This window comes from Amycolatopsis sp. NPDC026612 (genome assembly GCF_040638285.1).
Lineage (GTDB): Bacteria > Actinomycetota > Actinomycetes > Mycobacteriales > Pseudonocardiaceae > Amycolatopsis.
Genome location: NZ_JBEZYB010000004.1, coordinates 261,971 through 280,205 on the forward strand (window position 1 = coordinate 261,971; position 18,235 = coordinate 280,205).

An 18,235-nucleotide genomic window follows, 5' to 3' on the forward strand; every position below is an offset into this window, starting at 1 on the left:
CTCCCTCAAAGCTGCATGAAAGCCTGGAACGTGGCGGTGTAGGCCGCCTTCTTGGCGTAGTTGCCGTCGAACAGCAGCGGCGTGCTGCCGCTGCGCCAGGAGTACTTGTCGGTGACGCCCCACGTGGTGAGGCTCGTGCAGCGCGAAACCGCGAGGCAGGCCCGGACGACCTGGGCGTAGGTGGTGGCCTGGGCGCCGCCGGAACCGCCGACGTCGAGCTCGGTGATGTTCACGTCGACGCCGAGGGCGGCGAACCGCTGGAGGTTGGCCGCCAGCGTCGACAGGTTCTGCCCGGCCGACAGGTGCGCCTGGAACCCGACGCAGTCGATGGGCACGCCGCGGGCCTTGAAGTCGCGCACCATCGCGTAGACGCCGTTGCTCTTGGCGTTCTGGTTGTCGGTGTTGTAGTCGTTGTAGCAGAGCTTCGCGGAGCCGTCGGCCGCGCGGGCGGCGCGGAACGCCTCCTCGAGGTAACCGGTGCCGATGCGCTGCTGGAACACCGACGCGCGCCGGGTGCCGTCCTCGTTGAACGCCTCGTTGACGACGTCCCAGTAGGCGATCTTCCCGCGGTAGTGCCCGGCCACGCCGGCGATGTGGCTGCGCATCGCCGCGAGCAGGTCGGCGCCGGAGCCGAGGCCGCTCACCCAGGCCGGCAGCTGGCTGTGCCACACCAGCGTGTGGCCGCGGACCTTCTGGCCGTGGCTCTGGGCGTGGCTGACGATGGCGTCGCCGCCGGTGAAGCGGAACGCTCCCCGCGACGGCTCGGTCGCGTCCCACTTCATCTCGTTCTCGGGGGTGACGCCGGTGAACTCACGGTCCAGCGTGGTGGTGTACGCGGCCTCCCCGAGGTGGCCGTTGGCGACGGCGGCGCCGAACGTCCGGCCCGTCGCCCCGGCCGCCGCACCCAGGGTCGCCGGGGCGAGCGCCTCGGTGGCGCCCGTCTCCGAGGCCACGGCGGTACGCGGGTTGCCGATGCTCCCCGGGACCGACCGCAGGGCGTTGTACCAGACGGCCGCCATCTTGTCGTACCCGCCGGCGTTCGGGTGGACGCCGTCGGGGAGTTCGGCGGCGGTCACTGCGCTGTGCATGTCCACCAGGTGCACGTGCTTGCCCGCGGTCACCTTGTTCCGGACGATCCCGGGCAGCGCGTTGTTGAACGTCCGCACGGCGGCGTCCCCGCTCGCCCACCCGATCGGGATGAGCTGGGCGACGAAGACGTCGGCGCCGGGTGCCGCCGCGGTGATGTGGTCGATCAGCGTGGACAGCCGCCCCGGTGCGCCCGCGACGTTGTAGTTCTGCAGCACGTCGTTGGTGCCGATGTGCAGCAGCACCGAACGGGGGTTGTAGGTGCGCAGCCAGCCGGTGACGTTCGCGTCGATCTGGTCGATGCGCCAGCCGGGGTGCCCTTCGTGGTCGTGGTCCCAGAGACTGCCGGGCCCGTTGAACTGCGAGCCGACGAAGTCGTTGGTGTAGCGGCCCGCCGCCAGGCGTTGCCACAGGCCGATCCGGTACCCGCCAGGCACGCCCGTGCCGTAGGTGATCGAGTCGCCCAGCGGCATGATCCGCACACCGCCGTTCGATTCCGCGTTCGCGACACCGGCCAGGCCGGTGAACGCGATCGCCAGGGCCGCTGCGGCGGCCAGGAACCTCTTCATCGCCGTCCTCTCCTCAGCAGGTCGAGTTCGTCTGGGTGAGCAGGCCGAGCCGCCAGGGCAGGCTGTTGTAGTCGCCGCCCGCGTTCGGGTCCTTCCCCTGGTAGAGGTACTGCAGCCGGCACGGGTTGACCGGCAGCGTCTGGTCGTTGCCCGACCGGATCATCTCGCCGTGGCTGATGTCCTTCGACCACTGCCCACCGGGGAACGTCACGTTGTTCGCGCGGGCGAAGGGGTTGCTTTCGCTGGCCGCCAGCGGGCTCCAGGTGCCGGCGATGCTCGACGACGTCCAGGAGCGGAAGTAGCGGCGCCCGTCCGAGCCGATCGCCTCGACCAGCAGCAGGTACTGGTTCTGGCCGGCGATCTTGTAGACGTTGCTGGCTTCGAACAGGTTGTTCTTGTTCGAGTCCCGCATCGCGATCACCGTGTTGCCGAAGCCGTTGGGGAAGTTCGCCACCGTGGTCTGCGACCGGTACAGGTGCCCGTTGTCGTCGGAGGAGAACAGGTAGCAGTTGGCGGAGTCGCAGATGACCCACATGTCGACCCAGTACCCCGACCCGATGTTCTGCTTGATGATGTCCGGCATCGCGCCGTAGAAGTTCTTCGGCGCGCTCCAGCCGTTCGGGTTCGAGATGTCGCTGTTGGTGGAATAGGCGGCGTTGCCGTTCTGGTAGACGAGGTACCACTTTCCCTGTGGCGCGAAGTAGAAGACCTGCGGCGCCGCCCGGTAGCCCGAGCCGATAGCGGTTTTGTCCAGGTAGTGCTGGGTGGCCGAACCGGCTTGGGACCAGTCGGAGAAATTGAGGTAGACGAGGTTGTAGCCCGCCGCGTTCGCGGTGCTGGCGAACACGTGGTACTTGCCGCCCGAGTAGACGACCGTCGGGTCCTTGATCCCGGCGATGCTGTGACTGGCGTCGGACTTCGGGCTGATCAACACCCCGCTGGAGCTCCACCGGAAGCTGCCCGGCAGCGCGGCGGCGTTCGCCGCGGGAACGTTCAGCAGGGTGGTCAGCAGCACCGCGGCGATGGCCATCAGGTACCGGATCCGGGGTTTCACAAGACCTCCTGGGGACAGGCGGAAGTACGCCGGTGGCGACCGAAACTTTCGCCATCGGTTCCGAAATTCGACGAGTTTCCGAAACTTTCGCTGGTCCTGTTAGCGATAACATTCATTTGTTGGCGACAGCTTAAACCTCGCGCTGTCCGATGACAACGGTCAATGACGGACCCGTCACGGGCGGCAATGATGGATCGTCCGATGTGGACGGTCACCTCGCCATCGATGACACGGCTCGCACCTTGGAAGCGCTTCCAGCCTGCTCAGGCCGCCGGCCGCAAGCCACGATTTCCGGAGAAGCGGGCGCCCCGCGAGGGCCGTGGCCGCCGGATTCACCGGGTTCTCCCAGAACTACCAGGAACCGGCCAGGCCGGCGGGCCACGCTCGCCGCATGACGACCATCGAGATACAGGGCCTCACCAAGCGGTACGGGCCCGACACCGTGGTGGACGACCTGTCGTTCACCGTCGAACCCGGGCAGGTGACCGGGTTCCTCGGCCCGAACGGCGCCGGCAAGTCCACGACCATGAAGATGATCGTGGGCCTGGCCGCGCCGGCCCGGGGTTCGGTCACCGTCGGCGGCCGCCGCTACCGCGAGCTCCCCGTCGGCGGCGGCACGGTGGCGGGCCGCGCGGTGCTCGAGGTGGCGGACGAGGGCCCGGGCTTGACCGCCGAGCAGGCAGGCCGCGTGTTCGACCGCTTCTACCGCGCGGACCGCTCCCGGGCGCGTTCGCCGGGCGCCGACGCGGGCTTGGGGCTCTCGATCGCGCGTTCGCTGGCCCGGGCGCACGGCGGCGACGTCGAGCTCGAGACGGCCGTCGGCGAGGGAGCCTGTTTCCGGCCGGCCTTGCCGCTGCTGGACGATCAGTCGTCGTCGGAGTCGTAGACCGGCTTCTCGTAGCCGCCGCGTTCGAGCGCCTCCCAGTCCTTCGGCGTCGGGTCGCGGTAGGCGCGCTGGTGGATCTCCGCGAGCTCTTCCTCGTACGTCCGGTGGTCCGGGAACTTCCCCGTGCGCGCGGCTTCGCGGGCCGCGTGGAGCTCCCGTGCGTCGTGCGTGCTCAACGGCGGAGTGGTGTCGTTGACGCCCTTGCCCGTCGCGTACGTGACGCCCTTGCCCACCGATTTGTCGACCATGTTGTGGTAGGAGTTGTCGGCGACGTTCCCCTCGAGCTTGCCGGTCACGCTGTGGAACGCCGGCTGGTGGGCGTAGCCGAGCTGGTTGAGCTGGAGGGCCGTGTTCGGGTCGCCCGCCTCCAGCGCGGTGCGCTGGGAGTTGCGGTAGGAGTGGGCGGTGAACCCGGACTCCGCGATCCGGGAACTGGTGCCGGTACCGATGTGCTCCCGGTGCGACCGCAGGTCCTCCTGGTACGCCGGGGCGTGGTTTTCCAGCAGTTTCTGCTGCTCCCCGGCCCCACGCTTGGCGTCACTGCCGCGGCCGAGCACCTCGTAGCCGATCGGGTGTTCCGACTGGTGGGTGTCGCCGCTGATCTTCTTCTTCGCCGGACCGCCCGGGGCTTTCAGCTCGTTGTCGAACAGCTCCGTGAGCCGCTTCTGCTCCCGGCCCTTCGCGCCGTGCGTGCCGTCGTCGTAGCTGGTCTTGGCCCGCTTCGCCGGCTGGGGCCCCGACGAACCGGGCGGCAGCCCGGGGTTGCTCTGCGGTGGCCGCTTGCCGCCGCCGCTCCCGCTCGCCTGGCACGGCGTGACGCCGGTGAGCCCGAGCGGGTCGATCTGGCGCGTCGGGTTGGGCACGTACGCCAGCGAGTCCGGCGCCGGGCCGAGGCCGAGCGGGTCGTGCGTCAGGTAGCGGCCGGTTTCCGGGTCGTAGTAGCGGTGGAAGTTGTAGTGCAGCCCGGTTTCCCGGTCGTGGTACTGGCCGGGGAAGCGCAGCGGGGTCCAGGCGCGCCCCGGCTCGTCGGCGACCTTGCCCCACAGCGTGCTGCGCGGGTGCCAGGCGACCTCGCCCGCCTCGTCGACGAGTTCGGCCGGAGTGCCGACCAGGTCGGTGACGATCGTGTGGAACCGCTCGCCGGTTCCCCACCGCTCGGTCTGCGCGATCGGCCGCCCGGCCCCCGGCTCCCGGTCCCACCCGACGGTCATCCCGGCGTGGGTTTCTTCGGCCAGTTCGGTGCCGTCCCAGGTGAAGCCGATCCGCTCGGCGACGCGGCCGCCGCCGTCGAGCCGCAGCTTCGCGACCCGGCGCCCGAGCGCGTCGTAGCGGTACACCCACTGGGTCCCGTCCGGGGTGCCGACCGCGGTGAGCCGGTCGTCGGAGTTCCAGTGGTAGCGCCAGATCCGGCCGTGCCGCTGCCGCTCGACCGTGCGGCCGAGTGCGTCGTGCCGGTAGGCGGTGTCCCCGGCGGCGGTCAGCAACGTGCCCTCGTACCGGCGCGGCCCGACCGCGGCGTCCGGCCCCGCGGGCCAGCCCGCGTGCGTGGTGGTGCCGGCGGCGCTGTAGGCGTAGTCCTCCCGCCACCCGGGGCCGGCCACCGAGCGGACCCGCCCGGCGACGTCGACCTCGAGCGCGCGCGGCCCGGACAGCGCGTCGGTGACCGCCGCGAGGTGGCCGTCGGGCAGGTAGGTGTACTCGCGCCGCTGAGTCGTCCGCTCGCCGGCGCGCACCGCCTGTCCGAGCAGCCGGTCCTGGGCGTCCCACCACTGCCGCAGCTCCGCCTCCCCCAGCCGCCGGGACAGCTCGCGGCCGCCCCGGTCGTGCGTGAACCGCAGGACCCGGGTGCCGGTGCGCAGCGCGACCGGGCGGCCCGCCGCGTCGTAGGTGCAGGTGGAGTGCCCGCCCGCGGGCGTCCGCCGGCCGGTCCGGCGGCCGAGGGCGTCGTACTCCGAGTGCACCACGCGGCCGTCGACGGACTCCGCCACCACCCGGCCGAGCGGGTCGTACGTGAAGACGACCTCGGCGGCGTCGTTGCGCGCCGAGATCAGCCGGTCCGCGGCGTCGTAGGCGAAGACGGCCACGTCGGATCCCGCGCGGCGGGTGACGACCCGGCCCAGGACGTCGCGGTCGAGCAGGACGGTCCCGCCGTCGGCCCGGTCGATCCGGACGAGCTGCCCCGCGGCGTCGTAGCCGTAGCGCGTGGTGCGGCCGTTGAAGTCGGTTTCCGCGATCGGCTGCCCGGCGGCGTCGTAGGTGTAGCGCCACGCCAGCCCGTGGGCGTCGGTCACCGCCACGAGCCGCAGTTCGGTGTCGTAGGTGTACTCGAGCCGGTGCCCGCCCGGCCCCTCCTCGGCGACCGGCAGGTCGAAGGGGCCGAACTCGGTCCGGCTGACCAGGCCCCGCGCGTCGACGGCCTCTTCGGCGGTGCCCGGATCGATGTCGGACCAGCGCCAGGCGGCGCCGTCCGGATCGACCCGTTCCCGCAGGTCGCCGCCGGGCGTCCAGCGCATCCTGGTCACCGCGCCGAGCGGGCCGGCGACCGTGGTGACCCGGCCGAAGCCGTCGTATTCGTAGCGGGTGACGGCGCCGAGCGGGTCGGTCACCGCGACCGGCAGCCCCGCCGCGTTGTTCTCGAACCGGGTGACGCCGCCGAGCGCGTCGGTGACGGCGGCGATGCCGCCCGCTTCGTCGTAGCCGTACTCCGTGACCGCACCCAGCGGATCGGTGGTGCGCACCAGCTTGCCGCGCGGGTCGTACTCCCGCCGCCAGACCGCCCCGTCGGGACCCGTGCGCAGCACCGGACGGCCGTGCTCGTCGTACTCGGAGACGCCGGCACCGCCGTCCGGTCTGGTCACGCGCACGACGTTGCCCGCGTCGTCGAGCTCGTAGGTCGTGGTGCGGCCCAGCCCGTCCGTCCGGCCGAGCACCCGGCCGTACCCGTCGAGGTCCACTGTGGACGTCCGGCCCAGCGGGTCGGTCTCGGCGACCACGCGCAGCCGGGCGTCGAGCCGGTAGGTCGTGGTCGCGCCGAGCGAGTTCGTGAGCCGCGTGACGCGGTCTTCCCGGTCGTACTCCAGCGTGCAGTCCAGGTGGCCGCCGTCCCCTTCGGCGCGGACGCACCGGCCGAGGGCGTCGAAGCCGTAGCGGTACCACCGGCCGGCGCAGTCCTCCCAGCGGACGATCCGGCCGTCGGCGTCGTAGGTGAACTTCGTCGGGACGCCGCGGGCGTCGGTCACCGCGGTCAGCCGCCGCTGCGCGTCGTAGGTGTAGCGGGCCAGCGGGGCCTCCGCGTCCGGCAGGCGCAGGGCGGTGACCAGGCCGTTTTCAGTCTCGATGAGCAGCCGGTAACCGCCGGAGTGCCGCAGCTCGGCGGGCAGACCGGCGTCGTCGAAGCCGAGCACGACGCGGTTGCCGTCCCCGTCGCCGAGCGCGCGCAACGGCATCGTGCGCCCGTCGCCCCCGCCGAAGAACAGCAGCCGTTCGGTGGCCGGATCGCCGACGACGTACCCGTCGGCGTCCCGCCACAGCCGCAGCCGCGGGCCGCTGTCCGGGACCACCGGGGTGTCGCCTGCCGGCACCGGGAAGGTCAGCAGGGTGCCGTCGGCCAGCGCCAGGTGCAGGCCGCCGGGCCCGGCTTCCAGGCGCTGGTCGAGCGTCGACGCCCAGGACGGCCCGAAGAGGCGGCCGTACCGGTACGCCGAGAGGTGGGTGCGCGACACCACGAGCGGCAGGGCGCCGGCGAACTCGGCGTCGTCCTGGCTCAGGACGACCCAGCCGGTGGCGACGTCGATCGGGTCGGCGCAGAGGGTGCGGTCGGCGACCGGGACGCCGTGTTCGGCGGGGTGGCCGCGGTCGCTCAGTGAGCGGGTGGCCGACGTGGGTCTGGTCGCCGGTGTGCTTGCGGCCGGGGTGGTGGCGGGGGTGGACGGGGTGTCCGAAGTGGACGGAGTGGACGGTTTCGGCGGAGTGGCGGAGCCGGGGCTCACCGGCTGGGGCTCACCCGCGTGGGCCGGGGTGGTCGAACCACCGCCCGGGGCCGCCGTCAGGTCCCCGCTCGCGTGGGCAGGGGTGACCGCACCGCCGTCGCCGGGCAGCTGCTCGACGGCGCCGGGCCTCGTCGGCAGGTCGCCCACCGCACGCGACGGCGTGATCGATCCGCCGTCGACGCGCCGCAGCGCCGTGGACGCGTCGCCGAAGACGTCGCCCGCCCGCTTCAGCAGCGGCATCAGCCTGTGCAGTGCGTCGATCACCCGGCCGGTGAGGCTCGCGATCTTCGTGGCGGTCGACGCGACGGCGCGGGTGACCTGCGGCACCACCCAGGTCAGGCCGAAGCCCAGGGTGCCGAGGACCTGCAGCGCCCAGCTGATCATGCGGCCGACCAGCTCGGCGATGGTGTCGCGGACCAGCGAGCGGACCGCCGCCACCAGTTCCCCGGCGGCGCGCACCCCGCCCGCGGCCCCCTCGGCGGCGTTCTGTGACGCGAGGAGCAGCTTCACCGTGTCGGCGGTCCGCTCGCGGTAGGCGTCGGCGGCCGGACCGGTCCAGCTCGGGGTGTCGGCGGCGGCCATCGCGGTCAGGTCGGTACCGATCTCCGCCAGCTGGGTCCCGACCGACTGCCACGTCTCGGCGTGCGCGGAGATCTGGCCGGGGTCCCCGGCGAGCGCGTCCAGTGCCTCCTTCAGCGGGCCCACGTGTTCCATCAGCCAGCCGACGCCCTGGGCGAGGATCGTGCCGAACGGGTCCATCACCGCGCCCAGCGCGTCGAGCCCGGCACTGGTGGCGGCGAGGGCGCCGGCGGCCCAGTCGCCGCTGTCGATCGCGGCTTTGAGGTCGCCGGCGGATTCCAGCAGCGATGCGCCGCTGAACGCGGGGTTGGTCACGTCCGGGTCCGTCTCACGCGAAGGGGCAGGGGGTTACCACGGCTCGTCGTCCGAGGTGGCTTCTTCGTCGTCACCGCTGTCCGGCGGCGGCGGCGGTTCGTCGTCCGGATCGGGGAACCGGTCGCGTAGTTCGGCGAGCATCAGCTCCCGGGTCTGCGGGTCCGCGTCGCCGAGTTCGGTGGTCAGCACCTCGCCGACCCGTCCGGCGATCCCGGCTTGGGCCCGGCGCATGGTGCCGAGGATCAGCTCGGCCAGCTCGGGCATCGGGACGCTGCGGGCCTTGGGCCCGAATTCGAGGTCGGTGACGCTGCCGTCGGCCCGGACGGTCACCCGCACGAAGTTCGACACGCTGCTGGCGCTCAGGCGCAGCTCACCGGTCTGCCGCGCCACCGACTCGTACTTCTCGGCCTTGGCGGTCAGGCCGGCGGCCCACTGGTCGAGCCGCGCGCGGGCCTCGTCGGGGCTCCCGTTCATCGCCATGACGCCGGGTCCGGTCATCTTCGGTCCTTTCAGACGAGGTAGCCGCGGAAGGGCTGGGCGGAGGTGTCCTCGCGCTGCTGGTAGCTCGCGGCGGCGGTGCGGACGTTCGCGGCGGTGGTCCGCACGGCTTCGACGGTGGCGGCCAGCGCCTCTTTTCCCTTGTCTTCCACGGGATTGACGAAGGGCGGCAGGAACGAGCAGAGCAGGCCGTAGGCGTTGCCGGGCATCGACGCGGCACCGGCCGCGGCGGTCACGTCCGCCAGCCGGGAGCCGAGCGCGTCGAGGTGGCCGGCGTGCACGGTGAGTTCCTCCGAGGCGACTCCGAATCCCGTCACGGCTTCTTCCTCCAGTCCTTGTTCTTCTTCCAGTCCCCGAGCGTGGGCGGGACGACGGGCTGTTCGGCGGCGAAGAGATCGGGATCCGCTTCGAGGTAGTCGGCGACGCGGTGTTCCAGGTCATCGGGCGGCTTGCCCCCGGCCCGCGGGACACCGGTCGGCGACGCCTGCGCGCCTTGCGGACCGGCCGGGGTGCCCGCCGGCCCGGGCACCGCGGGGATGCCGGCGGGGGCGCTGTCCGGGACCGCCCCGGACAGCTCCGGTGCCCGCGGGCCGCCGGACCGCAGAGCGTCGTCCCGGCGGCCGGCCCCTCGCCCGCCGGAAGCCGCGCCGCCCGGGAGGAGCGGAGGTACCCGGCCGGGTCCGGCGCCGCTGATCGTGGGCCCCACCGGCGGAATCGGCGGCACCCGGCCCGGGCCGCCGGTTCCGCTCACCGCGGTCGGCTCCGGCGGAACCGCGGCCGCGAGGGCCGGATCCGGTGGCGGGATGGGCGGCACCCACCGGGCTCCGCTCGCGGCCGTCGAGTCGGAGTGCGGGAACGGCGGAATCCGGCCCCCGATCCCCCCATCCGGCTGCCGGAGCGGCGAAGGTCCTTCAGGCAGCGGCGAATCCGGCAGAGTCGAATCCGGCAGCGGCGGAACCCCGCGGTCCATCCCCGAACCCTGCTGCGGCAACGGCGGAATCCCACCCGCCCCCGAATCCGACCGCGAGAACGGCCGAGCCCGCTCCGCCACCGTCGAATCCGGCTGAAGCACCGGCGGAACCCCCGTCGCCACCGGATCCGGCCGCGAGAACGGCCCAGCCCCGCCCGCCACCGTCGAATCCGGCAGCGGCGGAACCCCGCGGTCCACCGCCGGACCCGCCTGCGGGAGCGGCGGAATCCCACCCGTCCCGGTATCCGACCGCGTGAACAACCCAACCCCTTCCGCCACCGTCGAATCCGGCACCGGCGGAACCCCACCCACCCTCGAATCCGACCGCGAGACCGGTACCACCCCGCCGACCGCACCGACGGCCGCCGCATCCGGCAGCGGCACCCCGCCGGCCCCGCTCGCCACCAGCAACTCCGGCCGCGAGACCGGCGACACGGGACCGGAACCGCCCGCAGCCGCCGGCACCAAACCCGGCGTCACCGCGGCCACCTTCTGTCCACTCCGGACAGCCGACCCCGGCAATTCCGGTGGCGCGGCGAAGAACGGCGTCACCACCGACTGGGCCAGCGCCCGGTCGAACTCCGTCATGATCCGCACCGCCTCGGCGTGCGCTGCCTCCTGGGCCTGCCGGGTCCGCGTGTCCTCGGCCAGCCGGCGTGCGTACTCGACCGGGTCGGTGGTGCCCTGCAGCCGCGCGTTCGCCGCCTCCGGTGAGAACTCGACCGGCGGGTCGGCCGCCATGCGCCGGCGTGCTTCCTCCAGTGCCTGCGCGTGGAGCTGCTGCTGCCGTCCGGTCTGGAGCGCGCCGCGTGCCGTGGTGGCGAGCCAGTGCGCGACCGCCGTCAGGTGGCGGCGGACCGCGTCGCCGCCCGCGCCTTGCCAGTCACTCCGGCTGTCCTCGATCGCGCGGGTGAGCGCCCGCTCGTGCAACTGGAGCTCGTCGCCGATGCGAAGCCATTCCCGCGCCGACTCCGCGACCGCCGCCGGGTTCGCGTTCGTCGAGATCTCGGTCGTCATCTGCTCGTGGGAAACGTTCTCCCACACCGTCGCCGGCACCCCCGTCGACGGCCGCAGCTCCAGGCCATCCGCGCCGGCCGGTGCGGGGTCCGGGGCCCGCAGCAGCGTGCGCCGGAACTCCCCGTGCCACGTGCCCGCGCCGTCCGGCTCCCGCGATTTCCCCGACACCGTGTGCCTCGCCGCTCAGGACTCGGGGCCGAGGCGGCCGAGAGCGTCGCGCGTCGCCGCTTCGCGCCCGGCGTAGTTCTTCGCGGCCGTCTCGATCGCCTCGACGTACCCGGGGAACGCCGTCCGGGCCCGCTCGAGCGCGGTGAGCAGGCCACGCTCGTCCGTCGCGGTGGCGGCCATCCGGGCGGCGGTGAACCGGCCGGCCGGGGTCGCGCCGAGCGGCGGCGCCCCGCCGATCACCGCCCACCGGCCCGCTTCCGCCGCCAGCGTCGCGGCGACGGCGTCGAGCGCCTCGGCCAGCTGGGCACCGACCTGGCCGCCGACCGCGAACCCACCGTCAGTAGACATGCGCCACCGCCCGTCCGATCGCGTCGGCCACGGCGTGGCGGCCGGCGGGTTCGTAGTGCGCCGACACGGCCCCGTCCGGGCCGGCCTGCGCGTGCACCAGGTACCGGCCCACCGCCGTGTCGACCCAGCCGAGCGTGGGCGCGGCCGCCCGGCGCCCGGTGCGGTCCCGGCCGGTCACCACGATCTGCCCGCCGCCGAACCGGGTGCCCGCGAGCAGCCCGGCCAGCTCGTCCGCCTCGGGTTCCGGCGGCTCGCCGGGGCCGAGCCGCGGGCCGACGTCGAGGGTGTCGAAGGCGCCGGTCTCCTCGCGGTCGTGCTCGGCTTCGGCCAGGCGCCGCCGCCGCATCGCCGAGACCCGGGGGCTCGCCCGCCGCTCGACGGAGACGTCCGGGCCGCAGGCCCCGTCCACCGACGGCAGGACGCCGGCCAGCACGTCGACGAACTCCTCGTCCGAGAACAGTGAGAATTCGAGCCGGTCGTCCGCGGCGAGCTGCGTGATGCCGAGTGCCTGGGCCCCGTCGGTCAGCGCGACCACCGCGATGGTTGCGCCGAGCCCGTCGATCCCGGCGATGGCGACCAGCACCCGATGCCCGGCGAACAGGGAAAACGCCGTGCGCAGACGGCTGTTGAGCCGGCCGCGCACGGACAGCCGCCGCCCGGCGAGCGCGGCCTCGACGTCGTCCGCCAGCGCGGCCAGCCGCTCGCGATCCCCCGGCGTGGCCCCGAACCGGAGGGGAAAGAGCCGCGCGGGCACGCCGAGCGCCTGGCCGAGGACGTCGGCTTCGACCGGGTCGAGGGTGAAGTCGAACCGCTCCGCCATCGCTGCCACCTTCCGCGGCCCCGTCGCCGGCGAGAACCTCACCATTACGCCCATTGGCGGCACGGCGCTAGCCCAGGTGGACCAGAAGCGGCCGACCGACGGCAAATGGTTGCACGCCCGCAACCCGACCGAGGCCGACGTCCGGCCGGACCACCCGATTTCGCCGCAGGATCGCGCGAACAGGTGAAACGGTCGACGGCGGCGCCCCGCGGGCAGCTGCCGAGGCGAGCACCACCCGGGCCGATCGCCACCCGGGCAGGCAGCCGGTCAGGCGGTCCTTCCCGCCGTCACAGCCTCCCGCCCGCGATCGGCGGCATGGCCGGGGCGTCCCCGGCCCCCGCGGCCCCTTCGCGGAACAGGTGGTTCTCGACCTCGAACAGGTTGCCGCCGGCCCGCTCGACCACGGTGAGCAGCGTGGCCATCTGCGCCACCTCTTCCACCTGTTCCTTGAGGAACCAGTGCACGAACTGCTCGCCGAGGTAGTCCTCCTCGGCCCGCGCGACGTTCGCCATCGCCTCGATGTCCGCGGTGACCTCGCGTTCCTGGGTCAGGGCCAGCTCGATCGCTTCGTGCACACTCGAAAAGTCGTTGCACACGTCGCCGGTGCCGGGGATCGCCACCGGCTCGCCGCGGTCGAGCAGGTAGCGCACCATCGCCAGCGCGTGGTTCCGCTCCTCGATCGCCTGCCGGTAGAAGCGCTTGGCCAGCCGCGGCAGATCGCGGGCGTCGAACCAGACGGCCAGGGCGATGTACTGCTGGGCGGCAGTGAACTCGTGGCGGATCTGCGTCTGCAGCAGCTCGGCGAACTTCCGGGTTTTGGCCATGCCCACAAGGTACGACGGACCGGCGGCGCACGACGAAGAACGTGACCACCTCCTGCTAGACTGAAACGTGTTCTAGTTCCGGGCCCGGGGAGCGCGATGTCCGAAAATCCGTTTCCGGTCGTCGACGGCGTGCCGCCGGGGCGGGCGCTGCTCGGCTCCCGGATCCGCGAACTGATCGAAGCTTCCGTGTGCGTGCGCGACGGCGAAGCCGATCTCGTCGCCGCGGCTCAGCGGGTCGAAGCGGTCACCGAGGCGCTGCGCGCGGCCGGCGGTGCGTCGCCGTTGCTGCTGGCCGCCCTCGACGGCGGAGGCCACCTGAGCATCAACAACCCCGTGGAAGGGCCGGGGAATCCCCTGGCACCGCCGCTGTCGTGGGCGCGCGTGGGACCGGAGTCGGTGTGCGCCGACGTCCTGCTCGGCGCCGCGCACGAAGGCCCGCCCGGCCGCGTGCACGGCGGCTGGGTGGCGGCGGTCCTGGACCACGTGCTGGGCCGCGCGACCGCGGCGGCCGGCTTCCCGGGGATGACGGCGTCCCTGACGGTCGACTACCACCAGGGGACGCCGTACGCGGTGCCGCTCACCGTGGAGGGCCGTCTCGTCCGCCGCGACGGCCGCAAGCTCCACGCGACCGGTGAGCTCAGGGCGGGTGACGTCGTCTGCGCGACGGCGACGGCGATCCTGGTCCACTTCAGCGCCGACCGCTTCCCGGTGTCCATCCCCGTGCGTCGCGAATGAGTCGCCGGCCGCAGCGGTCACGGGACCAGCGTCGTGTGCCGGGGCGCCTCCGAACTCGACGTGGCCATCAGGACCGCGCAGATCGGGACCGCCATCGCCAGCGCCGCCAGTACGAACACCGGGAACAGGAACGAGAACACCTCCGTGCCCGCCGGGTCGGGCGCCGCCGGGTCCAGGTGCACGCGCACCGCCGCCATGCCCGTGTAGTGCATGCCCGTGACCGCCGCGCCCATCACCAGGCCCGCCGCCAGCCGGGGCAGGAGCTTGTCCAGCCCGACCGTGAACCACAGCGCCGCCGTCGCCGCGACGACCGCGATCACCATCGAAAGCGCCACCAGCGTCGGGTCGTAGCCGATGGTGCCCTTGATCTGCACCGCCCACATGCCCGTGTAGTGCATGACGTTCACCGCGAGGCCGGTCAGCAGGCCGCCGAGCAGCAGCCGCTTCCAGGCGAACCGGTTGCGGACGCCGAACACCAGCAGCCCGCAGAACACCGCCACCACCGACAGGACCGCCGACAGCGCCGTGCGCAGGATGTCGTACCGCACCGGCAGGCCGGGCGTCGAAAAGCCGAGCATCGCGATGAAGTGCATGACCCAGATCCCGACGCCGCCGATGGACACCGCCGCGAGCACGAGCCAGGTCAGCCGGGCCCGCGGGCTGTCGGTGGACCTCGCCTGCAGCGTGCAGGCGAGGCCGAGGGCGCAGCCCACCACCGAAGTGAGGTAGGCGAGCACGACGAGCCAGTTGCCCATCGCGAAATCTTCGTGGTCCATGGGCATTTCGGACTCCTTCAAGCTTTCCGTGATCTGGGGGCGTGGTGTTCGGCCAGCGCGTGCTCGGCCGCGGCGATGAGGGTCCGCTTCGTCGACTCCGGCGAGCGCGCGTCGCAGGCGACGACCTCGACCGCCGGCGGGATCTTGAGGGCCTCGCGCACCTGCTCGGGCCCGTGCTGGCGGGTGTCCTGGAACTGGTTGATGGCCACCAGGAAAGGCAGGCCGCGGGACTCGAAGAAGTCGATCGAGGCGAAGCAGTCCGCCAGCCGGCGCGTGTCCACCAGGACGATCGCCGCCACCGCACCGCAGACGAGGTCGTCCCACATGAACCAGAACCGGTGCTGGCCGGGCGTGCCGAACACGTAGAGCACCAGGTCGTCGGCGAGGGTGAGCCTGCCGAAGTCCATCGCGACCGTGGTGGCGAACTTCCCCGGCACCGCTTCGGTCCGGTCGACGCCGACCCCCGCGGACGTCATGATGGCTTCGGTCCGCAGCGGGGCGATTTCCGAGACGGCACCGACGAACGTCGTCTTGCCGGCCCCGAACCCCCCGGCCACGACGATCTTCGCCGAGGTGATCCGGCTGCTGGGGGAAGCACCGCTTTGAGAAACTCTTTCAGAGCGCACGTAGTCCACTGAGGACCCTTTCGAGCAGGTCGTTCCGGTCGTCCCAGGAGGCGTCCGCGGTGAGCGTGTCGCGGATCGACACCTGGCCGGCGCTGAGCAGGTCGCCGATGAGCACCCTGGCCACGCCGAGCGGCACGCCCAGGTGGGCGGCGACCTCCGCCACCGACCGCTGGTGCAGGCACAGCTGCGTCACCACCGCCAGGGGGTTGGTCGGGCTGAAGGGCGCCGTGCGGCCCTCCGCCGTCGTCTCCACGAGGGCTTCCACCGCCAGGTCGACCGTCGGCCGGGTGCGACCGGCGGTCCACGCGTAGGGGCGGGCCAGCGACGCCGCGTGCCGCCCGCCTTCGCGTCGCCGGCCTTCGGTCACCGGGCCGCTCCCGGGGAGGCCGCCGGCCGCGCCGGGGTCTCGACCACCTTCCCGACCCGGTCCACCAGCAACGTCATCTCGTAGCCCACCAGACCGATGTCGCAGCCCGGGTTCGCCAGCACCACCAGGTTCGAGCCGTCGCCGACGTTCATCAGGAGCAGGAAGCCCTGCTCCATCTCGATCACCGACTGCACCACTCGCCCCGCGGTGAACAGGTCGGCGGTGCCGAGCGCGAGGCTGGAGAGGCCGGACGCGATCGCCGAGAGCTGGTCGGCGCGGTCGCGGGGCAGGGCTTCGTCGGACGCCACGAGCAGCCCGTCCGCCGAGACGAGCGCGGCGTGCGCGACGCCGGGCACCTCCTGGGTGAACGCCGACACCAGCCAGTTCCGGGACCCCTCGGCCACTTTCGCTCCTTCCTGCCGGGTGCTCATCGCTGCTCCGCGTCCGGCTCGCCCGAGACCCGGTGGCGGGCCGCGCGCATGCCGCTGTAGTGCCGGGAAAGGTTGTTCCGCACCGCGGCCGGGTCGCGGAAGGACGAGTCCGGTGGCTGCTGCGGGCGCGGGGCGACCGAGCCGGGCGCGAGCTGCGCGCCGGGCTGCCGGGCCGGCAGCCCGGAGTCGGTGAACTCGGCGTCGTCGAGGGTGCCGACCGCGGCTTCGGCGGCCTGGCGGACCTGGTCGGCCGGCGTCGCCCAGGTGCCGGCCGGGGCCGCTTTCGCCGGGGTGTCGGCGAACCAGTGCGACACCATCTGGTCGAAGATCGGGGTCGGCGGGTCCACCACGGCCACCGACGGCGGTTCTTCGGCGGGCCACCGGGGTTCGAGCTCGTGCCGGGCGGTGCCGTTCATCGCCGGGGACCGCCCGGGCGGCAGCTGCCGGGGCGGCAGGTCGACCAGGATCAGCACCCCGGGGACGTGCACGCTGGCGGTGATGCCGGCGCTCGCGGTCCGCGTGGTCGTGGGCCGCAGCCGGACGGTGATCCCGTGGGACGCGGCGAGCCTGCTCACCACGAACAGGCCCATCCGGCGAGTGGTCTCGGGGCTCACCGCGGCCCCGGCGCCGAGCCGGGCGTTCGCCGCTTCGAGGTCTTCGCGGGTCATGCCGAGCCCGACGTCGACGACCTCGATCAGCAGGCCGCCGTCGAAGCCGCGGTCGGCGGTCAGCACGACCTGCTCCTCCGGCGGGGACGACCGGATGGCGTTCTCCAGCAGCTCGGCGAGGATGTGCACGACGTCCGCCGCGGCTTCGGACTGCACCGACCCGCGCGGCGCGTTGCCGAGCGAGACACGCTGGTAGTCCTTCACCTCCGACGTCGCGGCCCGCAGCAGCTCGACCGTCGCGACCGGCCCGACGTCCCGCCGCACCGGCTTGCCGCCGGCGAGGACCTGGAGGTTCTCGCCGTTGCGCCGCAGCCGGGTGGCGATGTGGTCGATCTGGAACAGCTCGGCCAGCCGCTGCGGGTCCTGTTCGTCGGCTTCGAGGTCCTCGATCACCGACAGTTGCAGCTCCACCAGCGACTGGCTGCGCCGGGACAGCGTCATGAACATTTCGCTGACCTGGATCCGCATCTCGGCCTGCTCGCCGACGGCCAGGCGGACCGCCTGCCGGTGCATGTCGTCGAAGGCCCGGGCGAGCTGGCCGATCTCCTCTTCGGAGTCGACCGGGATCGACGCGGTCGTCCGCCAGTCGACCTCGTCGCCCTCGCGGATGCGTTCGATCGTGGCGGGCAGGCGGCGGCGCGCGGTGTCGAGCGCGGCCGCGTGCAGCCGCCGGATCGGCGCGACCACCGACCGGGCCACGGCGAGGGCGACGGCGAGGGCGCCGAGCAGGGAGGCGAGCACGAGGGCGGCGTCGCGCAGCGCGTCGGACCGGGCGGTGTTGGTCTGCGCGCCGACCGCGTCCGAAAGCGTTTTCACCTGCTCGGCGAGGATGGTGCCGAGCATCGCGCGCTTCGCCTCGACGTCCCCGGCGCCCGTGCTGGTCGCCGCGGCGAACCGGGCGGCCGCAGCGCCAGTGGGCAGCACGCGCCGGATCTGCCCGGTGAGCACGGTTTCTTCGGCCGCGGCGCGCTGGCCCGCCGCCGCCGAAGCGCCGTCGGAGCGGGCGGCCGACGCCTGTTGACCGGCGAGACTGGTCCTCAGCTGCACCAGTGATTCGGCGATGGTGGCCAAAGCACCGAGATCACCATTTCCGGCCTGCCCGACGACACCGGAGATCACTTCGCTCAGCGCGACGGTGAAGTCGTGGTAAGCCGCGGTTTTCGCGGCCGGTGAACCGGTCTGCTGGCGCAGGTCGGCCAATTTACCCAGCTGATCTTCCAATGACCGCGACAGCGCCGGGTTGAGCTGGGAAAATGCGGCGTCATGACGGACGATCGCGGCTTTCTCGTCGACCGCGGCGGTCTGCGCGGCGCCGCCGTCGTGGATCATCTCGTCGTCGACCAGCCCGGCGAGTTCGGAAATCCCTTGCACGACCGGCATTTGGTCGCGGACGGCACTGAGCGCGCCGGCCTGGCCGAGTTCGGCCTGCACCCGTCCGCCCGCCAGCAACAGGGCGACCATGACGGGCAGCAACAGCACAACGGAGATCTTGGTTCGCAACCGCCAGCT

Annotated in this window: 16 protein-coding genes and 2 pseudogenes; 4 read left to right on the forward strand and 14 right to left on the reverse strand. The window is 72.9% G+C overall.

Annotation, left to right across the window (positions count from 1 at the left end):
• Positions 1-5: 5 nt before the first annotated feature.
• The gene (locus AB0F15_RS06780; RefSeq protein WP_360266265.1) at positions 6-1,655 is read right to left on the reverse strand and encodes an endo-1,4-beta-xylanase; all 1,650 of its coding nucleotides are present in this window, start codon (positions 1,653-1,655) and stop codon (positions 6-8) included.
• 13 nt (positions 1,656-1,668) lie between these two features.
• Positions 1,669-2,709, reverse strand: coding sequence for a non-reducing end alpha-L-arabinofuranosidase family hydrolase (locus AB0F15_RS06785; RefSeq protein ID WP_360266268.1), 1,041 nt, complete (start codon positions 2,707-2,709; stop codon positions 1,669-1,671).
• A gap of 391 nt (positions 2,710-3,100) precedes the next feature.
• Here AB0F15_RS06785 and AB0F15_RS06790 point away from each other — a divergent pair.
• Positions 3,101-3,310: pseudogene (locus tag AB0F15_RS06790) on the forward strand (ATP-binding cassette domain-containing protein); the annotation flags it as partial.
• Between the two features lie 33 nt (positions 3,311-3,343).
• A pseudogene (locus AB0F15_RS06795) lies at positions 3,344-3,595 on the forward strand (sensor histidine kinase); the annotation flags it as partial.
• Here the strand turns inward: AB0F15_RS06795 and AB0F15_RS06800 are convergent.
• Genes AB0F15_RS06800 through AB0F15_RS06825 form a run of 6 tightly spaced genes read right to left on the reverse strand, consistent with a single transcriptional unit; the run spans position 3,574 to position 12,299 of the window.
• Positions 3,574-8,478 (reverse strand): RHS repeat-associated core domain-containing protein, encoded by a 4,905-nt coding sequence (locus AB0F15_RS06800; protein WP_360266270.1) that lies wholly within the window; start codon positions 8,476-8,478, stop codon positions 3,574-3,576. The pseudogene AB0F15_RS06795 and the gene AB0F15_RS06800 sit on opposite strands and share 22 nt — an antisense overlap.
• 33 nt (positions 8,479-8,511) lie before the next feature.
• Positions 8,512-8,976, reverse strand: coding sequence for a YbaB/EbfC family nucleoid-associated protein (locus AB0F15_RS06805; RefSeq protein ID WP_360266273.1), 465 nt, complete (start codon positions 8,974-8,976; stop codon positions 8,512-8,514).
• Between the two features lie 11 nt (positions 8,977-8,987).
• Positions 8,988-9,293 (reverse strand): type VII secretion target, encoded by a 306-nt coding sequence (locus tag AB0F15_RS06810; RefSeq protein WP_360266276.1) that lies wholly within the window; start codon positions 9,291-9,293, stop codon positions 8,988-8,990.
• Positions 9,290-11,131 (reverse strand): PPE domain-containing protein, encoded by a 1,842-nt coding sequence (locus AB0F15_RS06815; RefSeq protein WP_360266279.1) that lies wholly within the window; start codon positions 11,129-11,131, stop codon positions 9,290-9,292. The genes AB0F15_RS06810 and AB0F15_RS06815 overlap by 4 nt, the downstream gene beginning before the upstream one ends.
• A gap of 15 nt (positions 11,132-11,146) precedes the next feature.
• A complete protein-coding gene (locus AB0F15_RS06820) occupies positions 11,147-11,479 on the reverse strand; it encodes a hypothetical protein (RefSeq protein WP_360266282.1) in 333 nt (110 codons plus the stop codon).
• On the reverse strand, positions 11,469-12,299 hold the full coding sequence (locus AB0F15_RS06825; RefSeq protein ID WP_360266285.1) for an ESX secretion-associated protein EspG: 831 nt from the start codon (positions 12,297-12,299) through the stop codon (positions 11,469-11,471). Before AB0F15_RS06825 ends, AB0F15_RS06820 begins: the two co-directional genes overlap by 11 nt.
• Between AB0F15_RS06825 and AB0F15_RS06830 the strand changes: the two genes are divergently transcribed.
• On the forward strand, positions 12,277-12,486 hold the full coding sequence (locus AB0F15_RS06830) for a hypothetical protein (protein WP_360266288.1): 210 nt from the start codon (positions 12,277-12,279) through the stop codon (positions 12,484-12,486). The two genes, AB0F15_RS06825 and AB0F15_RS06830, sit on opposite strands and share 23 nt — an antisense overlap.
• A gap of 100 nt (positions 12,487-12,586) precedes the next feature.
• Here the strand turns inward: AB0F15_RS06830 and AB0F15_RS06835 are convergent, their stop codons facing one another.
• Positions 12,587-13,123 carry a ferritin gene (locus AB0F15_RS06835; protein WP_360266290.1) on the reverse strand — a complete coding sequence of 179 codons (537 nt, stop codon included), beginning with the start codon at positions 13,121-13,123 and terminating at the stop codon, positions 12,587-12,589.
• 96 nt (positions 13,124-13,219) lie between these two features.
• On the opposite strand from AB0F15_RS06835, the gene AB0F15_RS06840 reads away from it, so the two are divergent.
• Positions 13,220-13,858 (forward strand): PaaI family thioesterase, encoded by a 639-nt coding sequence (locus tag AB0F15_RS06840; protein WP_360266292.1) that lies wholly within the window; start codon positions 13,220-13,222, stop codon positions 13,856-13,858.
• Positions 13,859-13,875: 17 nt separating this feature from the next.
• On the opposite strand, the gene AB0F15_RS06845 is transcribed toward AB0F15_RS06840, so the two are convergent.
• Genes AB0F15_RS06845 through AB0F15_RS06865 form a run of 5 tightly spaced genes read right to left on the reverse strand, consistent with a single transcriptional unit; the run spans position 13,876 to position 18,205 of the window.
• Positions 13,876-14,634, reverse strand: coding sequence for an MHYT domain-containing protein (locus AB0F15_RS06845; protein ID WP_360266414.1), 759 nt, complete (start codon positions 14,632-14,634; stop codon positions 13,876-13,878).
• Positions 14,635-14,651: 17 nt separating this feature from the next.
• Complete coding sequence (locus tag AB0F15_RS06850; protein WP_360266295.1) at positions 14,652-15,191, reverse strand: ATP/GTP-binding protein; 540 nt, start codon at positions 15,189-15,191, stop codon at positions 14,652-14,654.
• A gap of 58 nt (positions 15,192-15,249) precedes the next feature.
• Positions 15,250-15,627 (reverse strand): DUF742 domain-containing protein, encoded by a 378-nt coding sequence (locus tag AB0F15_RS06855; protein ID WP_360266298.1) that lies wholly within the window; start codon positions 15,625-15,627, stop codon positions 15,250-15,252.
• On the reverse strand, positions 15,624-16,058 hold the full coding sequence (locus AB0F15_RS06860) for a roadblock/LC7 domain-containing protein (protein WP_360266300.1): 435 nt from the start codon (positions 16,056-16,058) through the stop codon (positions 15,624-15,626). The genes AB0F15_RS06855 and AB0F15_RS06860 overlap by 4 nt, the downstream gene beginning before the upstream one ends.
• Positions 16,055-18,205, reverse strand: a complete 2,151-nt coding sequence (locus tag AB0F15_RS06865; protein WP_360266302.1) for an ATP-binding protein — start codon at positions 18,203-18,205, stop codon at positions 16,055-16,057. The genes AB0F15_RS06860 and AB0F15_RS06865 overlap by 4 nt, the downstream gene beginning before the upstream one ends.
• Positions 18,206-18,235 lie beyond the last annotated feature (30 nt).

Bases quoted from the DNA above. Each gene is read 5' to 3' on its own strand.
- AB0F15_RS06840 (WP_360266292.1), top strand. From the start codon at position 13,220: ATGTCCGAAAATCCGTTTCCGGTCGTCGACGGCGTGCCGCCGGGGCGG.
- AB0F15_RS06805 (WP_360266273.1), bottom strand. From the start codon at position 8,976: ATGACCGGACCCGGCGTCATGGCGATGAACGGGAGCCCCGACGAGGCC.
- AB0F15_RS06860 (WP_360266300.1), bottom strand. From the start codon at position 16,058: ATGAGCACCCGGCAGGAAGGAGCGAAAGTGGCCGAGGGGTCCCGGAAC.
- AB0F15_RS06820 (WP_360266282.1), bottom strand. From the start codon at position 11,479: ATGTCTACTGACGGTGGGTTCGCGGTCGGCGGCCAGGTCGGTGCCCAG.
- AB0F15_RS06835 (WP_360266290.1), bottom strand. From the start codon at position 13,123: ATGGCCAAAACCCGGAAGTTCGCCGAGCTGCTGCAGACGCAGATCCGC.
- AB0F15_RS06825 (WP_360266285.1), bottom strand. From the start codon at position 12,299: ATGGCGGAGCGGTTCGACTTCACCCTCGACCCGGTCGAAGCCGACGTC.
- AB0F15_RS06780 (WP_360266265.1), bottom strand. From the start codon at position 1,655: ATGAAGAGGTTCCTGGCCGCCGCAGCGGCCCTGGCGATCGCGTTCACC.
- AB0F15_RS06845 (WP_360266414.1), bottom strand. From the start codon at position 14,634: ATGGACCACGAAGATTTCGCGATGGGCAACTGGCTCGTCGTGCTCGCC.